The 14,715-nt window shown below is 77.8% G+C and carries 16 protein-coding genes; 7 read left to right on the forward strand and 9 right to left on the reverse strand.

All coding sequences use genetic code 11. The features are described from left to right. Window positions 1-5: 5 nt before the first annotated feature. Both O2W17_RS05085 and O2W17_RS05090 read right to left on the reverse strand, forming a co-directional pair. Window positions 6-1,022: a class I SAM-dependent methyltransferase gene (locus O2W17_RS05085; protein ID WP_269191310.1), complete on the reverse strand. Its 1,017-nt coding sequence runs from the start codon at window positions 1,020-1,022 to the stop codon at window positions 6-8. 72 nt (window positions 1,023-1,094) lie between these two features. Then, complete coding sequence (locus tag O2W17_RS05090; RefSeq protein ID WP_269191311.1) at window positions 1,095-2,561, reverse strand: hypothetical protein; 1,467 nt, start codon at window positions 2,559-2,561, stop codon at window positions 1,095-1,097. Between the two features lie 129 nt (window positions 2,562-2,690). Here O2W17_RS05090 and O2W17_RS05095 point away from each other — a divergent pair, with 129 nt between their 5' ends. Further along, a complete protein-coding gene (locus O2W17_RS05095; protein WP_269191312.1) occupies window positions 2,691-3,368 on the forward strand; it encodes a class I SAM-dependent methyltransferase in 678 nt (225 codons plus the stop codon). A gap of 9 nt (window positions 3,369-3,377) precedes the next feature. Here the strand turns inward: O2W17_RS05095 and O2W17_RS05100 are convergent, their stop codons facing one another. The 3 genes from O2W17_RS05100 to O2W17_RS05110 all read right to left on the reverse strand — a co-directional run bounded on the left by O2W17_RS05100 (window position 3,378) and on the right by O2W17_RS05110 (window position 5,788). Further along, window positions 3,378-4,862: a leucyl aminopeptidase family protein gene (locus O2W17_RS05100; RefSeq protein WP_269191313.1), complete on the reverse strand. Its 1,485-nt coding sequence runs from the start codon at window positions 4,860-4,862 to the stop codon at window positions 3,378-3,380. 104 nt (window positions 4,863-4,966) lie between these two features. Next, window positions 4,967-5,134: a DUF3117 domain-containing protein gene (locus tag O2W17_RS05105; protein WP_012947303.1), complete on the reverse strand. Its 168-nt coding sequence runs from the start codon at window positions 5,132-5,134 to the stop codon at window positions 4,967-4,969. Window positions 5,135-5,245: 111 nt separating this feature from the next. Next, a complete protein-coding gene (locus tag O2W17_RS05110; RefSeq protein ID WP_269191314.1) occupies window positions 5,246-5,788 on the reverse strand; it encodes a DNA-3-methyladenine glycosylase I in 543 nt (180 codons plus the stop codon). Between the two features lie 78 nt (window positions 5,789-5,866). Between O2W17_RS05110 and O2W17_RS05115 the strand changes: the two genes are divergently transcribed. Continuing rightward, complete coding sequence (locus O2W17_RS05115; protein WP_269191315.1) at window positions 5,867-6,931, forward strand: NAD-dependent epimerase/dehydratase family protein; 1,065 nt, start codon at window positions 5,867-5,869, stop codon at window positions 6,929-6,931. A 10-nt stretch (window positions 6,932-6,941) separates the two neighbouring features. Here O2W17_RS05115 and O2W17_RS05120 read toward each other — a convergent pair whose 3' ends face one another. Next, on the reverse strand, window positions 6,942-8,309 hold the full coding sequence (locus O2W17_RS05120; RefSeq protein WP_269191316.1) for a hypothetical protein: 1,368 nt from the start codon (window positions 8,307-8,309) through the stop codon (window positions 6,942-6,944). Between the two features lie 88 nt (window positions 8,310-8,397). Here O2W17_RS05120 and O2W17_RS05125 point away from each other — a divergent pair, with 88 nt between their 5' ends. The 5 genes from O2W17_RS05125 to O2W17_RS05145 are packed head-to-tail and all read left to right on the forward strand — an operon-like array spanning window position 8,398 to window position 12,984. After that, window positions 8,398-9,051 carry a glycosyltransferase family 2 protein gene (locus O2W17_RS05125; RefSeq protein ID WP_269191317.1) on the forward strand — a complete coding sequence of 218 codons (654 nt, stop codon included), beginning with the start codon at window positions 8,398-8,400 and terminating at the stop codon, window positions 9,049-9,051. After that, window positions 9,048-9,719, forward strand: a complete 672-nt coding sequence (locus O2W17_RS05130; protein ID WP_269191318.1) for a TIGR04282 family arsenosugar biosynthesis glycosyltransferase — start codon at window positions 9,048-9,050, stop codon at window positions 9,717-9,719. The genes O2W17_RS05125 and O2W17_RS05130 overlap by 4 nt, the downstream gene beginning before the upstream one ends. Then, window positions 9,716-10,954 carry a molybdopterin-dependent oxidoreductase gene (locus O2W17_RS05135; RefSeq protein ID WP_269191319.1) on the forward strand — a complete coding sequence of 413 codons (1,239 nt, stop codon included), beginning with the start codon at window positions 9,716-9,718 and terminating at the stop codon, window positions 10,952-10,954. Before O2W17_RS05130 ends, O2W17_RS05135 begins: the two co-directional genes overlap by 4 nt. Further along, window positions 10,951-11,460, forward strand: a complete 510-nt coding sequence (locus tag O2W17_RS05140; RefSeq protein WP_269191320.1) for a hypothetical protein — start codon at window positions 10,951-10,953, stop codon at window positions 11,458-11,460. The genes O2W17_RS05135 and O2W17_RS05140 overlap by 4 nt, the downstream gene beginning before the upstream one ends. Window positions 11,461-11,481: 21 nt before the next feature. Then, window positions 11,482-12,984, forward strand: a complete 1,503-nt coding sequence (locus O2W17_RS05145; protein WP_269191321.1) for a glycosyltransferase family 39 protein — start codon at window positions 11,482-11,484, stop codon at window positions 12,982-12,984. Here the strand turns inward: O2W17_RS05145 and O2W17_RS05150 are convergent, their stop codons facing one another. The 3 genes from O2W17_RS05150 to O2W17_RS05160 are packed head-to-tail and all read right to left on the reverse strand — an operon-like array spanning window position 12,985 to window position 14,714. After that, window positions 12,985-13,887: a DMT family transporter gene (locus O2W17_RS05150; RefSeq protein WP_269191322.1), complete on the reverse strand. Its 903-nt coding sequence runs from the start codon at window positions 13,885-13,887 to the stop codon at window positions 12,985-12,987. A 13-nt stretch (window positions 13,888-13,900) separates the two neighbouring features. Next, a complete protein-coding gene (locus O2W17_RS05155) occupies window positions 13,901-14,353 on the reverse strand; it encodes an SRPBCC family protein (protein WP_269191323.1) in 453 nt (150 codons plus the stop codon). Then, window positions 14,346-14,714 carry a DivIVA domain-containing protein gene (locus O2W17_RS05160; protein WP_269191324.1) on the reverse strand — a complete coding sequence of 123 codons (369 nt, stop codon included), beginning with the start codon at window positions 14,712-14,714 and terminating at the stop codon, window positions 14,346-14,348. Before O2W17_RS05160 ends, O2W17_RS05155 begins: the two co-directional genes overlap by 8 nt. Between the last annotated feature and the right edge of the window lies 1 nt (window position 14,715).

Consider the following 14,715-nt stretch of genomic DNA (forward strand, 5'->3'; position numbering starts at 1 on the left):
GGCACTCAGCCGGGCCGGACGGCCGCCACGGCGACGAGGGGCGCTCCCGGTGCGATCCGCCGGGGCTCGCCGGGCCGCAGACCCGCCGCGCGCAGCCCGGCCGCGAGATCCTCGGCCCCGGGCAGCGACATGCGGCCCTCCTGGGCGCGCAGCAGGAGGTCGAAGTGCCGGCTGAACAGCTGCGGCGTCGCCACCGTGCTGACCACCAGGAGCGTCCCTCCCGGCACCAGCCGCCGGGCCACGTCGGCGAACAGGGCGGCCCGCTCCTCCGCCGCGACGTAGTAGACGACGTTCGCCAGCAGCGCGAGGTCGAACGCCGCCTCGTCCGCGAGCTCCCGGACGTCGGCCGGCACGATCGTGGCCCGCCCGGCCAGGCCGCGCTGCTCCAGCGTCCGCACGGCGAGCGCGGCGGCGCCCTCGTCGGTGTCCACGCCGACCCCCTCGGCGTCCGGGGCCGCGGCCAGCATCGCGGCCAGCTGCAGACCCGCGCCGCAGCCGGCGTCGAGGACCCGCCGCGGGGACACCGCGGCCACCGTCTCCCGCAGGACGTCGTCGACGAACGGCTCGAAGGCGGCGGAGATGCGCGCGATCACCGCCCCCTGCTCGGCGACGTCCCGCCGTCCGGGGCCGCCGGCCAGCAGCTCCCCGAGGTGGCGGTAGAGCCCGGTGTGGAACCCGGCGAAGGCCTCGTAGGAGGCCCGCACCAGGTCGTCGGACACCACGGCCCGGCCCGCGGGCGCCAGGGACCAGCCGGCGGCGGCCTCCCGGACGAGCCCGGCCGCGGCGAGCACGCCCAGGAAGGCGCCGAGCAGGTCCTCGTCGGCTCCCCCGAGCCGGCGGGCGAGCGCGGGGGTCGCCGCCGCACCGCCGTCGAGCGCGTCGAGGACGCCGGTCGCCAGCCCGGCCGCGCCCAGGTTCAGCCGGACGGCGGCCTGACCGTCGCGCGTGGCCCGCAGGCGGGCCCGGGCGTTCCCGGTCCGCACGACGGTGAGCAGGGTGCGTGCGCTGAACAGCCGGGCCATGTCCGCTCCTCCGGGTGGACGGGCGACCACTGTGCTGCTCCGGGGCGACCGGCACCAGTACCCACGCGCCGGTCAGCCGCGGGCGGCCCCGTACCCGAGCAGCGCAGCCAGGCCCAGTGCGCTGCGCGGCTGGTAGGCCGCGCGCCAGAGACCGCCGTGCGCCGCCTGGTACGCCTCGTCCTGCCACGGGTGCTCCTGCGCCGGGCCGCCGCCGGTGTGCAGGTCGTGCACGAGCAGCGCGGCCATGAGCACGTTGGCGGTGGCCGGCTCGAAGATCTCGACACCGAACCGGTGGGCGCCGGCGTAGGCCGCGGCCAGCGCCCGGTTCTTCACCACCGACCGGGTCCGCGTCGGCGGGGCGACGTTCATCGAGACCGTGCTGCCCGCGGCCCGCGCCACCGTCGCCCGCCACCGCTGCAGGCGCTTGGCCAGGGCGTAGTTCGGCCCCTGCTGGGCCACCAGGCTGTCGGCGATGCCCGGGTCGGTGCCGGGCACGTAGGCGCGCTGCAGCAGCCGCCCGCCCGACACCGTGCGCAGCGGCCGGCCGAGCAGCTTGGCCGTGCGGGTGCGGCCCGCGTACGCCCGCACCGACTGCGCCACGGCGTCGGCGGGCACGGCGAAGACGTCGGTGGGCGTGGCCAGGAACGCCAGCGCGAGGTCGGCGCGCTCCGCCGCCACCCGCACCGTGAGGGCGTCGACGGCCGCCGACACCCGCACGTTCGTGGCGCCGTCGGCGTAGACGTAGTTGCCCAGCACCGGGTTCCCCCCGGGCAGCCCGGCGATCCAGTCGGCGACCGCCGGCACCTCGGCGATCAGGTCGGCGCCGGCCCGCGCCGGGTCGGCGTCCGGTGCTGCGTCCGCCGTCGGCACCAGCAACGTCCCGGCCCCCGCGCGGGCGGTGTCGAGCACCCGCTCCCACAGCGGCGCGCGGGGCAGGTCCACCCCGGCCACCTGCGCACCCCAGCGCAGCAGCGCGGTCAGCGGGCCCATCTCCGCGCCGGCACCCAGCACGACGACGGTGCGGCCGGGCAGCGACAGCCACTCCGGGTGCGCCGCGACCGTGCGCACCGCCGCGGCGCACGACGGCTCGACCACCCCGGCCGCCACCCAGTCGTCCAGCCGGCGCAGCAGGGCGTCCCCCCGCAGCCGCCCGCCGCGGAAGGGCAGCGAGAACTCCCGCTCCGGCTCGGCGGTCCCGGTCACCGACGCCGTCCGCAGCGACCGGCCGGCTGGCTCGGTGGCCAGCGCGCCCAGCCCGCTCTCGCCGTCGGGTCCGGCCACCTGCATGCGCCGGTGCAGCGCCACCAGGCCGGCGTCGGCGATGGCCCGGGCGGCCTGAGGCGAGGGCAGCCCGGCCTCGACCAGCCGGCGGAAGTGCGTCAGGTAGCCCGCCCGCCAGTTCGTCTCCCGCTCGGCGGCCATCGCCCCGGCGGCGTCGACCGGCCGCAGCGCATCGGCGACCACGGCGCGGCCGAGCGCCGCGGTGCTCCGCCGTCCGTCGGGCCCGGCCGGGAACACGACCCCCTGGTCCTCGTTCATCGCTCGTTCCACCACGCCGACCAGCTTCTCCCGAGCCGCCCGCGCTCGGCCAGCGGGGTCGCCGGGGCGCCGTCGCGAGGCCCCGGGGCAACTGGGTTGAGCACGTCCGGTCCTGGCTATCAATGCGCCATGCCTCCTGCAGCCACCGACTTCTACGCGGCAGCGCTGCAGTCCACGGGGACATCACGAGGTCCGGCGCCCGAACCCTGGTCGGTGCGCGACGCCGACGGCCGCACCTTCTCCCTCGCCGGCGCCCTCGACCGGTGGACCGGCGACGCCGACGCCGTCGACCGGAACTTCCTCGCCCGTGCCCGCGGCACCGTCCTCGACGTCGGGTGCGGCCCGGGGCGGCTGGCCGCGGAGCTGGCCCGCCGCGGCGTGCACGCGCTGGGCCTCGACATCTCCCCCACGGCGCTGCGGCTGGCCCGCCGGTCGGGCGCCACGGTGATCCGGCGCTCGGTCTTCGAGCCGGTCGTCGCCGAGGGCCTGTGGGGCACCACGCTGCTGGCCGACGGCAACATCGGGATCGGCGGGGACCCGACGGCGCTGCTGCGGCGCTGCCGGGCACTCGTCACCCCCGGCGGTCTGGTGCTCGTGGAGACCGAGCGCCCCGGCGTCGGGCAGCGCACCACCCGCCTGCGCCTCGAGCGGGCCGGCGAGGTGAGCTCGTGGTTCGACTGGGCGCACGTGGGCTGCGACGCGATCGAGGAGCTGGCGGCCGCCGCCGGGCTGCGCCTCACCGAGTCCTGGGCGGACGGCGGCCGCTGGTTCGCCGCCCTCCGGCGCACCCCGGCGCCCGTCGGCTGACGGGCCCGATCAACCGGCGCCGGTGACGGGCGCGCCGGCCTCCAGCCAGTGCAGCAGCGTGCGGGTGCCGAACCCGGTGCCGCCCCGCGCCAGCTCCCCGTCGTCGGACGCGGCACGCGCGGGGCCGGCGATGTCGAGGTGGGCCCACGGCAGGTCCCCGGCGAACGGCCGCAGGAAGAGCGCGGCCATGGTCCCGCCCGGACCGCTCGGCGCATCGGTCGCGTCGGCCACGGCGCTGTCGAGCAGTGCGCCGTACTCCCCGTCCAGCGGCATCCGCCAGGCCGGCTCACCGGCCTGCGCCCCCGCCGCGCCGAGGGCGGCCGCCAGCCCGTCGGTGGTGGTGTACAGCGCCGCGGTGCGGGCACCGAGCGCCACCTTCGCCGCCGCGGTCAGCGGCGCGACGTCGACCAGCGCGGTGGCCCCGAGGTGCAGCCGGGCGTGGGCCAGCGCGTCGGCGAGCACCAGGCGACCGTCGGCCGCGGTGGTGCGCACCTCGGTCGAGCGCCCGTCCACGTGCCGCACCACGTCCGACGGGCGATAGGACGAGCCCGACACCGCGTTCTCCGACACCGGCACGACGGCGGTCACGGCGACCGGCAGCTCCAGCCGCGCGGCGGCGTCCACGGCGGCGAGGACGGCAGCGCCGCCGGCCATGTCGGTCTTTGTGTGCCGCACGGCGGCCGAGCGCGTGATCGACAGGCCCCCGGTGTCGAAGGTGGTGCCCGGGCCGACGAGCACGGGGTGCCCCGGCCCTGCCTCCGGGTGCCGGTAGGCCGCGACGACGACGGCCGGGGGGTGGGCCGAGCCGCCGCCGACGGCGAGGACGCCGCCGAACCCGCCGGCCGCCAGCTCGCGCGGTCCCAGCACGTCGACCGTGACGTGCGGCAGCCCGGCGAGCCGGTCGACGGCCTGCGCGGCCAGCCACGCGGGGGTCTTGGTGCTGGGCGGGGTGTTGACCAGGTCGCGGGCCCAGCCGACGGCGCCGGCGGCCACCTGCCCGGCGCGCACGGCGGCACCGGCCGCGTCGGCGTCGGCGAGGACGACGGCGACGGTGCACAGCCGGGGCGGGTGCGGTCGCGACGAGTCCCGGAACCGGTAGCCGGCGAGCAGGGCCCCCTCCACGGCGACCCGGACCTCCGCCGCTCCCGCGGGGGCGGCGGCACCGTCCAGGGGCAGCACCAGCCGGCGGGCGCCGTGCCGCGCCAGCGTCTGCCCCCGGCGGACGGCGGTGGCCGCGTAGCGGCGCACCTCGGGGAGCGTCCCGTCGCCGATGCCGACGGCGACCACGCTGCGGGGCCGGCGCCCCGCGATCGGCACGTTCGTGACGGCGCGCGGCCGGCCGGTGTTCCCCGTGTCGGCCAGCGCACCGGCCAGCAGCCCGGGGTCGACCACGGGCGAGGCGGCGGCGGTGAGCCACGGCGGCAGGACGGCGCCCGTGGCGACCGGCACCGCCAGCACGTCGTCGGCCCCGAGCTCCGGGACGGCGGCCAGCACCTCGAGCCGCGGGAACGGCGCGGCCCCGGTCGCCGGCGGTGTGCCGACGGCCGGGGCCGCGTCGTCCTGCGCGGGGCTGCCCGGGGGCAGGCTCGCAGGTGGTCTCAGCTGGTCGCGCCCTTCAGTGCCTCCGACAGCGCAGCCGCCTCGTCCGGCGACAGCTCCACCACCAGGCGACCGCCGCCTTCCAGCGGTACGCGCATGACCAGGCCGCGCCCTTCCTTGGTGACCTCGAGGGGACCTTCACCCGTGCGCGGCTTCATGGCCGCCATGCGTGCCTCCTTCGCCAGCCACGCGCCTGCCGTGGGCAGCTGCGTGGTGTCCGATGCTGTGAGCTCTCGCAATGATCCCGTATGAGCGGCCGTCGTCCAACATCAGGCCCGTCAGGGTGACGCGCGGAAGCACTCCGCGACGTGGTCGTCGACCATCCCGGTGGCCTGCATCAGCGCGTACGCGGTGGTCGGGCCGACGAAGACGAAGCCCCGCCGCTTGAGCTCCCGGGCCATCGCGACCGACTCCGGGCTGGTCGCCGGCACGTCGGCGAGGGTGGCCGGGCGTGCCCGCGGGCCGGTCGGGGCGAAGGACCAGAGCAGGGCGGAGAGGCCCTCGGGCAGCTGCTGCGCGGCCCGTGCGTTGGCGACGGCGGCGGCGATCTTGGCGCGGTTGCGCACGATCCCCGCGTCGGCCATCAGCCGCGCCTGGTCGTCCGCGGTGAAGGCGGCGACCGCGTCGATCGAGAAGCCCGCGAACGCCGTCCGGAAGGCGGGGCGCTTGCGGAGGATGGTGATCCAGGAGAGCCCGGACTGGAAGGCCTCGAGGGTGAGCCGCTCGAACAGCGCGTCGTCCCCAGGCAGCGGCGTCCCCCACTCCTCGTCGTGGTAGGTGACGTACTCGGGGGCGCTCGTGGCCCAGGCGCAGCGCTGCACCCCCGGGACGCTAGCGCCGGCCGCCGACGGTTCGCGCCGACCGGCGGGCGCGGGCGGCCGCCAGTAGCGTCGCGGCTCGTGCGCGTCCTCGTCACCGGCGGTGCCGGCTTCATCGGTTCGGCCGTCGTCTCCGCCCTGCGCGACGCGGGTTCCGAGGTGCGGGTGCTCGACGCCCTGCTGCCGGCCGTCCACCCCGACTACCCCGACGGCCCACCGCTGCCGGCGGGCGCGGAGCTGCAGGTCGGCGACGTGCGCGACGCGGCCGCGGTGGACCGCGCGCTCGACGGCGTGGACGCGGTGTGCCACCAGGCCGCGATGGTCGGCCTGGGCGTCGACGTGCAGGACATGCCCCTGTACGCGGGCATCAACGACCTCGGCACGGCCGTGCTGCTGGCCGCCATGGCGCGCGCCGGGATCGGCCGGCTGGTCCTGGCCAGCTCCATGGTCGTGTACGGGGAGGGCCGCTACTCCTGCGCCGAGCACGGTCCGGTGCCGGCGGCGCCCCGGCGGCGCGCCGACCTCGACGCCGGCCGGTTCGAGCCGCCGTGCCCCCGCTGCGACCGGCAGCTGGGCTGGGACCTGGTCACCGAGGACGACGTGCCGGACCCGCGCAACACCTACGCCGCCACCAAGCTCGCCCAGGAGCACCTCTCGGCCGCGTGGGCCGGCGCGACCGGCGGGAGCGTCGTCGCCCTCCGGTACCACAACGTGTACGGCCCCCGGATGCCGCGGGACACCCCCTACGCCGGTGTCGCGTCGATCTTCCGCAGCGCCCTGGAGTCCGGCCGCGCCCCCGCCGTCTTCGAGGACGGCGGCCAGCAGCGCGACTTCGTGCACGTCTCGGACGTGGCGGCGGCCAACCTCCGCGCGCTCGAGCACCCGCCCGCCGGGTCCTCGCTGCGCGCCTACAACGTGGCGTCGGGCCGGCCGCACTCGGTGGGCGACATGGCCCGGGCCCTGGCCGAGGCCATGGGCGGCCCGGAACCCGCCGTGACCGGCGAGTACCGGCTCGGGGACGTGCGGCACGTGGTGGCCAGCCCGGCCCGGGCGGAGGCCGAGCTGGGGTTCCGCGCCGAGGTCGACTTCGGCGACGGCATGCGCGAGTTCGCCACCGCCCCGCTGCGCCCGGCGCCGCGGGGCTGATCCGGGCGGGTCACCACTCGGTGCGGACCAGCACCTCCACGGCGAGCGCGGTGACCGCCGACAGCCCCAGCCAGAGCCGCGGTCGGCCGGCCGGCAGGAAGGCGGCCGCCGCGGGCAGCCAGACGGTGAACGGGAGCCAGATCCGCTCGGTCTCCCCGCGGACCAGGCCGGTCAGGTCGCTGACCAGCAGCCCGGCCAGCACGGCACCCAGGAGCAGGGCCAGCCGGGTGCGGCGCAGGCAGGCCAGCCCGGCCACCGCCGCGGGGCCGGCCGCGATCGCCGCCGCCGCCAGGTTGGCCACCAGGAAGAAGGCCAGCGGCCGGTCCGCGTACGACGGCCCCGAGCGCACCCGCTCGGCGGTCAGCGAGAGCCCCTCGAACCAGTCGTAGCCCCCGACGGCGAACAGCGCGAACACCACGAGCACGCCGGCGGCCGCGACCGCCAGCACGCGGACCACCCCCGCCCAGCCGAGCCGGTCGCGGTGCACCAGCACGACGGCGAGCGCCAGCAGCCCCAGCGACGCCAGCCCGAAGGACAGGTGCAGCGCCAGCCCGAGCAGCAGCCCCCCGGCGATGGCGGAGCCGGCGGCGCCCCGGCCCGGCGCCCGCGCGGCGGCGATGGCCAGCAGGGCGACGCCCCAGGCCATCACCCCGGCGAACAGCGCGTCGGCGCTCGTCGCCACCCAGAGCGCCGTCGGCGCCAGCACCAGGAAGGGCGCCACCGTGCGGGCGGTGCCCTCCGCCGCCACCGCCCGCACGGTTCCCAGCACCGCGGGCACCGCCAGCGCGCCGGCTCCGATGCACATCGCCGCCGCCCATCCCAGGGCACCGAGGCCGGCCCGGTCCAGGAGGACGAAGGCGAGCAGCGCCCCCGGCGGGTGCCCCGACACGTGCGTCGTCCACGGGTCGGCGGAGTCGGCGAGGACGGAGTCGTTGAAGGTGCGCAGCAGCTCGCCGATGCCGCCCACCCGGCCGACGTCGTAGGGGTACTCGTACCGGCTGCCCAGCGGCTCGGCCAGCCGCCCCCACCCGCTCGCCAGGGCGAGGGCGACCGCCCAGCCGGCCGTCGCCGCGGCCGAGCCGGCCAGCAGCACCGGCCACCGGGCCCGGCGGGCGGCGGCCGGCCCCCACAGCACGAGCGCGAGCCCGACCGCGACGGGCAGGAGCACCCGCGGGGAGAGCTGCGGGTCCCACGCACCGCGCAGCACCAGACCACCGATCAGGTGCAGGTCCACGCCATCGCGGGTCAGCCGCCAGCCGGCCAGCGCCGTGCCCGCGACGAGCAGGACGGCGGCGAGCAACCCGGCGCCGGGGCGCCACCAGCGGACGCCCGCGACCCGAGCCGCCGTGCGCGGTTCCTCCGTGGTCGCCCCGGTCACCAGCCGGACCCTAGGACCCCGGCCGGACGGGGCCGGCGGAGGGTGCCGTCGGCGGGCGCGACCGGCGCGTTCGTGGTTGTGTCCTGGCGTGCCCGACGTCGTGCTGCCCTGCCTCGACGAGGCCGGCGCGCTCCCCTGGGTGCTCGGCCGGCTGCCCGCCGGCTACCGCGCGATCGTCGCCGACAACGGCTCGACCGACGGCTCGCCGGAGATCGCGGCCGCGCACGGGGCGACGGTGGTGCACGCGCCGCAGCGGGGTTTCGGCGCTGCCGCGCACGCGGGGCTGGAGGCGGCCACCGCCGACGTCGTCTGCTTCTGCGACGCGGACGGGTCGATGGACCCCGCCGACCTGCCGCTGGTCGCCGATCCGGTGCTCGCCGGCAGCGCCGACCTCGTGCTCGGCCGCCGCCGGCCGACCCGGCGGAGCGCCTGGCCGCTGCACGCGCGGGTGGCCAACGTGGCGCTGGGCGTCATGCTGCGCCGCCGCACCGGCCTGGCGCTGCACGACCTGGGCCCCATGCGCGCCGCCCGGCGCACCCCCCTGCTCGGGCTCGGGCTCACCGACCGCCGCTTCGGCTACCCGCTGGAGATGGTCACCCGCGCTGCCGACGAGGGCTGGCGGGTGCGCGAGGTCGACGTGCCCTACGCGCCGCGCGCCGAGGGCACCCGCTCGAAGGTCACCGGCACCGTGCTGGGCACGGTGCGCACCATCCGGGACATGCGGCAGGTGCTCTCGTCGTGACCGGCAGCCAGCTGCTCGTCATCACCAAGGCGCCCGTGCCCGGACGCAGCAAGACCCGGCTCAGCCCGCCCTGCACCCCGGAGCAGGCGGCGGCCATCGCCGGGGCGGCGGTCGCCGACACGCTCGACGCGGTCCGCGCGGCCCCGGTGGCCCGCCGGGTGGTGGCCCTCGACGGGGACGCGGGCGCGCTCAACCTGACCGGCTGCGTCGTCGTGCCGCAGGCCGAGGGCGACCTGGGCGTGCGGCTGGCGGCGGCCTTCGCCGACGCCATGGCCGGCCCCGGCGGAGCGCTGCCCACCCTGCTCATCGGGATGGACACCCCCCAGGTGACCGGGGACCTGCTCGCCGGCTGCCTCGACCGGCTGGTGGCGGCCGGCCCCGGTTCGGCCGTGCTCGGCGGCGCCCCCGACGGCGGCTGGTGGGCGCTGGGCCTGCACGCGCCGGAGCCCGCGCAGGTGCTCAGCGGCGTGCCCATGTCCCGGGAGGACACCGCCGTCCGCACGCGGGCGGCGCTGGAGGGCGCCGGCCTCACCGTGCTCGACCTGCCGGTGCTCACCGACATCGACCACTTCCCCGACGCCGTCGCGGTCGCCGCGCTGTGCGACCCCGGCACCCGGACCCACCGGGTGGTGACCGGGCTGCGCGAGGCCCTCGGGACGGCGTCGTGACCGGCCGGCTGGACCGGCTGCTGGGGGCCCGCATCCCGGACCCGCCCGAGGGCCTGCGCCGCGGCCCCTTCCGCGCCGGCGCCTTCCCCAGCCCGCTGCACTCCGAGCGCCGCTCGGCGCGGGTGGGGGTGTGGCTGGGCCTGGCCTTCCTGGTGTGCTTCCTGACCGGGCTGGTCAGCGACCTCATCCAGTCGGGGCCGGAGTGGTTCTACTGGCCGTCGTCCCCGGTCTGGCTCTACGGCCTGACGCAAGGCCTGCACGTGGCCACCGGGCTGGCGGCGATCCCGCTGCTGCTGGTGAAGCTCTGGACGGTCTACCCGCTGCTCTTCGAGTGGCCGCCGGCCGGGTCGCTCGCCCGGCTGGTGAGCCGGCTGTCGATCCTGCTGCTGGTCGGCACGGCGGCCATGCAGCTGGTCACCGGGCTGATCAACATCGCGCAGTGGTACCCGTTCGGCTTCTTCTTCCCGGTCGCGCACTACTGGACCGGCTGGATCGCCATCGGCGCCGTCGCGGTGCACGTCGGGGCGAAGGCCCCGGAGATCCGGCGCGGCCTGGCCCGTCGCGGGTCACCCGGGGCCACGGCCGGGCTGGCACCGGAGCAGGCCGCGGAGCTGGCGGCCGCGGACGCCGCCGAGGAGGAGGGCGCGATCGGCCGCCGCGCGTTCGTCCTCGCCGCCGGGCTGGGCGTCGGCGCGGTGACCGTCACCACCCTGGGGCAGTCGGTCTCCGCGCTGGCCCCGGTGTCCCTGCTCGCGCCCCGGCTGCCCACGGTCGGGCCGCAGGGCCTGCCGGTCAACCAGACGGCCGCCGCCGCCCGGGTGCGGGAGACCGCCACCGATCCCGGGTACCGGCTGGTCGTCGACGGCCCCCGCCGGCTGGAGCTCTCCCTGGCCGACCTGGCGCGGCGGCCGCAGCACACCGAGACCCTGCCGATCACCTGCGTGGAGGGCTGGAGCGCCTCCGGCCGGTGGACCGGCGTCCGCCTCGCCGACCTGCTCGAGGAGGCCGGCCTCCCCCGCGGCACCGAGGTGGTCGTCGAGTCGCTGCAGACCGGCGGGCTGTACCGCACCAGCGTGGTGGCCCCGCCGCACGCCGCCGATCCGCGCACGCTGCTGGCCCTGCAGCTCCGCGGCGAGCCGCTGGCCCTCGACCACGGCTACCCGGTGCGGCTGATCGCCCCGAACCGGCCGGGTGCCATGCAGACGAAGTGGCTGACCCTGGTGCGGCCGGCATGAGCACCGGCATCTCGCGGGACGACCGCGCGGCCCGCCGGGTCGGCCGGGGGGATGCCTACGCCTCCGATCCCGCCCGCCCGCTGGCCTCGGCCGCCCGGCCCTGGTGGCGGTGGCTGTTCCTGGTCCCGGGCCTGGCCGCCGTCGGCTGGGGGGTCGTCGGGCTGCTCGGCGCGAGCGACCGGGTGCCGCTGTCGGGGTGGGCGCCGTGGTTCCTCGGCAGCGCGCTGCTGCACGACGTCGTCATCGCCCCGCTGGTCCTCCTCGGCGGCGCCGTGCTGACCCGCCTGCTGCCGCGGCCGGCCCGGGCGCCGATCGCGGTCGGGCTGGTGGTGAGCGGGATGCTGACCCTGGTGGCCCTGCCCTTCGTGCTCGACCCGGGGAACGTGCCGGAGCCGGGGTTCCTGCCGCAGGCCTACGCCCGGAACCTGCTGCTGCTCGTCGCCGGCGTCCTCGCCGCCTCCACGGTCTGGGCCGTCGTGCGGACGCGCCGGGCACCCCGCGGCTGACCGGGGCGCTACCGTCCGCCGGTGGCCGTCCGCACCGCTCCCCACGCGCCCACCCCCGAGCGGCCGGCGCTGCACCGGGGGCCGCTGCTCGCCCTCGCCGCGGGCGTGGCCGCGCTGCTGCTGGCCCTGGCCGGGCGCTACGGCTACCACCGCGACGAGCTCTACTTCCTCCGCGCCGGCCGCGAAGCCGCCCTCGGCTACGTCGACCAGCCGCCGTTCACCCCGCTGCTGGCCGCCGCGCTGGACGCCCTCGCCCCGGGCTCCCTGACCGTGCTGCGGCTGCCGTCGGCGCTGGCGGCCGGAGCGGTGGTCGTGCTCACCGGCCTGATCGCGCGCGAGTTCGGCGGCGGCCGGGGTGCGCAGCTGTTCGCGGCCGCCTGCACGGCGGTCTCGTCGATCCTGCTGGCCGTCGGCCACCTGCTCTCCACGACGACGTTCGACCTGCTGTTCTGGGCGCTGCTGTCGTGGCTGCTCGTGCGGGCGCTGCGCGACGGCGGCGCTAGCTGGCTGGTTCCCGGCCTGGTCGCCGGGCTGGCGCTGCAGAACAAGGTGCAGCCGGCGTTCCTGCTGGCGGCCGTGGTGCTCGGCCTGGTGCTGGTCGGCCCCCGGTCGGTGTTCCGCTCGCCGTGGCCGTGGGCCGGCGGCGCGGTCGCGCTGGCGGTCTGGGCGCCCAACCTGGTCTGGCAGGCCGCGCACGGCTGGCCGCAGCTGGCGCTGGCCGAGGCGATCGCCGCGGGCGGCTCGGGCACGAGCGAGCCCTGGTACCTCTTCCTGCCCTTCCAGCTCGTGCTGGTCAGCCCGGTGCTCTTCCCGGTCTGGATGGCCGGGTGGTGGCGGCTGCTGCGCGATCCCGCGCTGGCGACGTGGCGCTGCTTCGCCGTCGCCTACGCCGTCCTGGCCGTGCTGTTCCTCGTCACCGGCGGCAAGCCGTACTACCTGGCCGGTCTGTACCCGCTGCTGCTGGCGGCCGGTGCCGACCCGGCGCTGGCCTGGGCCCGCCGGGGCGGCGCCCGGGCCCGGCGCACCCTCGTCCCGGCGCTGGCCCTGAGCCTGGCCGCCGGCGCCGTCCTCATGCTGCCGGTGCTGCCGGCCCGCTGGCTGCCGGCCACGCCCGTGCCGGCGGTCAACTACGACGCCGGGGAGACCGTGGGCTGGCCGCGGTTCGCCGCCGCCGTGGAGCGGGCACGGGCCGGGCTGCCCGCCGGGGCGGAGGTCGTCGTCCTCACCGGGAACTACGGGCAGGCCGGCGCCGTCGACCGGTTCGCCCCCGCCCTGGGCCCGGCCTACAGCGGGCACAACTCGTACTGGACCTGGGGTCCGCCACCCGAGGGCGCCGGCGCCGCCGTGGTGGTCGGCCTGGCACCGCAGGACCTGGCCCGCTGGTTCGGCGACGTCCGGCCGGCCGGCCGCATCGACAACGGGGTGGGGCTGGACAACGACGAGCAGGGCCGCACGGTCTGGCTGGCCACCGACCGGCGGCTGCCGTGGTCGGAGATCTGGCCGCAGCTGCGCCGGCTGGGCTGACTAGCGCGCGGAGGAGTCGACGGCCGCGACGCTCGGCTCCGGCCCGGCGGCGCTGCGCCGGGTGGCGAGGACGCAGCCGAGCAGCACCAGCGGGAGCCCGAGGGCCAGGCCGAGGGTGAACGGCTCGCCGAGCAGCCAGACGCCGAGGAGCACGGCGACCGCCGGGTTGACGAAGGTGATCACCAGCGCCCGCTGCGGGCCCACCTCCCGGATCAGCGCGAAGAAAAGCGCCAGCGCGACGGCGGTGCAGAGCACGCCCAGCCCGAGCAGGGACAGCAGTGCCTCCGACGGCGCGGCGGCCACCTGCCCCAGCCGCGGCACCGCGAACGGCGCGTAGACCGCCGCGGTGACGACCAGGGCGACCGAGGCGGCGGCCACGCCCGGCACCTCGGGCAGCGCGCGGCTGACCACCAGCGGTGCGGTCGCGTACCCCACGACCACGAGGGCGACGGCGGCGACCGGCAGGAGCCCGGCACCCCCGGCGTCCAGGCCCAGGAGGACGGCGATGCCGACGACGCCGATCCCCATCCCGAGGAGCCGCAGCGGGGTCAGCCGCTCCTCCTCCCCGGCCAGCCGGGCGGCGAGCGCGGCCACGAACGGCACCCCCGCCACCAGCAGACCGGTGAGCGAGCTGGACAGGGTCTGCTCGGCGTAGGACAGCAGCAGCCACGGTGCGGTCATCTCCAGAACCGTGAACAGCAGCAGCGGCCGCCAGTGCCGCAGCGCCGGGCGCAGCTGCCCCCGGGTGATCGTCCACGGCAGCAGCAGGGCGGCGCCGACGACGCAGCGGGCGAAGACGACCGAGACCGGGGACACCTCGCCGACGGCCACCTTGATCAGCAGGTAGGGCACGCCCCAGATCACCGACATGGCGACGAACAGCGCCCAGCCCCGCCGGCTCACGAGCCGCAGCCGGTCAGAAGGTGCGCGCGAACGCGGCGAAGCGCTTCAGCGACAGGCGGATGCCCACGAGCGCGAACGGCCGGGCCAGCACCCAGCCGACCCGTCCCAGCAGCCCGAAGGGCAGGTCGAGCCGCTCGGTCCACACGAAGGTGCTGTGCTCCCCGCGCGGCTCGATCTCGAAGATGCCGGGGCCGCGCACCAACCGCCCGGTGTGCTCGACCTCCACCCGCCGCGGCGGGTCCCACGCGGTGATCACCATGGTGTCGAGCAGCCCGACGTGCCGGCCGCCGGGCAGTGGCAGCCCCGTGCGCGCGGCCAGCCGGCCACCGACGCCCTGCGCCGGCCCGGAGACGGTCCGCACGTCCGTCGCGAGCATCCACTCGCCCTGGCGGGTCCACGCGGTCAGCGCGGCCCACACCCGCTCGGGTGGCGCCGCGACCTCGATCCGCTCGACCAGCTCAGGCATCCCGGGTCCCTTCTCCGTCGGACGACACGACCTCCGGGTCGGTCGGCAGCTCCTCGCGGGCGTGCGCGGCCAGCTCGGCCCGCAGCGCCGCGATCTGCGCGTCGCGCTCGTCCAGGGTCAGCGCCAGCTGGTCGATCAGCCAGTCGACCTCGGCCATCCGGTAGCCGCGGAGGGTGACCGCGATCCGCAGCGCCCGGAGGTCGTCGGACACCACCGGGCGGTCGTCGGGCAGGTGCACCGGCGAGCGGTCCGGCTCGGCCGGGGGCTGGGTCTCCCCCCGGCCGAGCAGCAGCGACGCCACCACGAACAGCACCCCGCCGACCAGCAGGACGGCGACGACGAAGACGACGAAGGAGAGCACC

The sequence above is a fragment of the Blastococcus sp. VKM Ac-2987 genome (assembly GCF_026967805.1).
Taxonomy (GTDB): domain Bacteria; phylum Actinomycetota; class Actinomycetes; order Mycobacteriales; family Geodermatophilaceae; genus Blastococcus.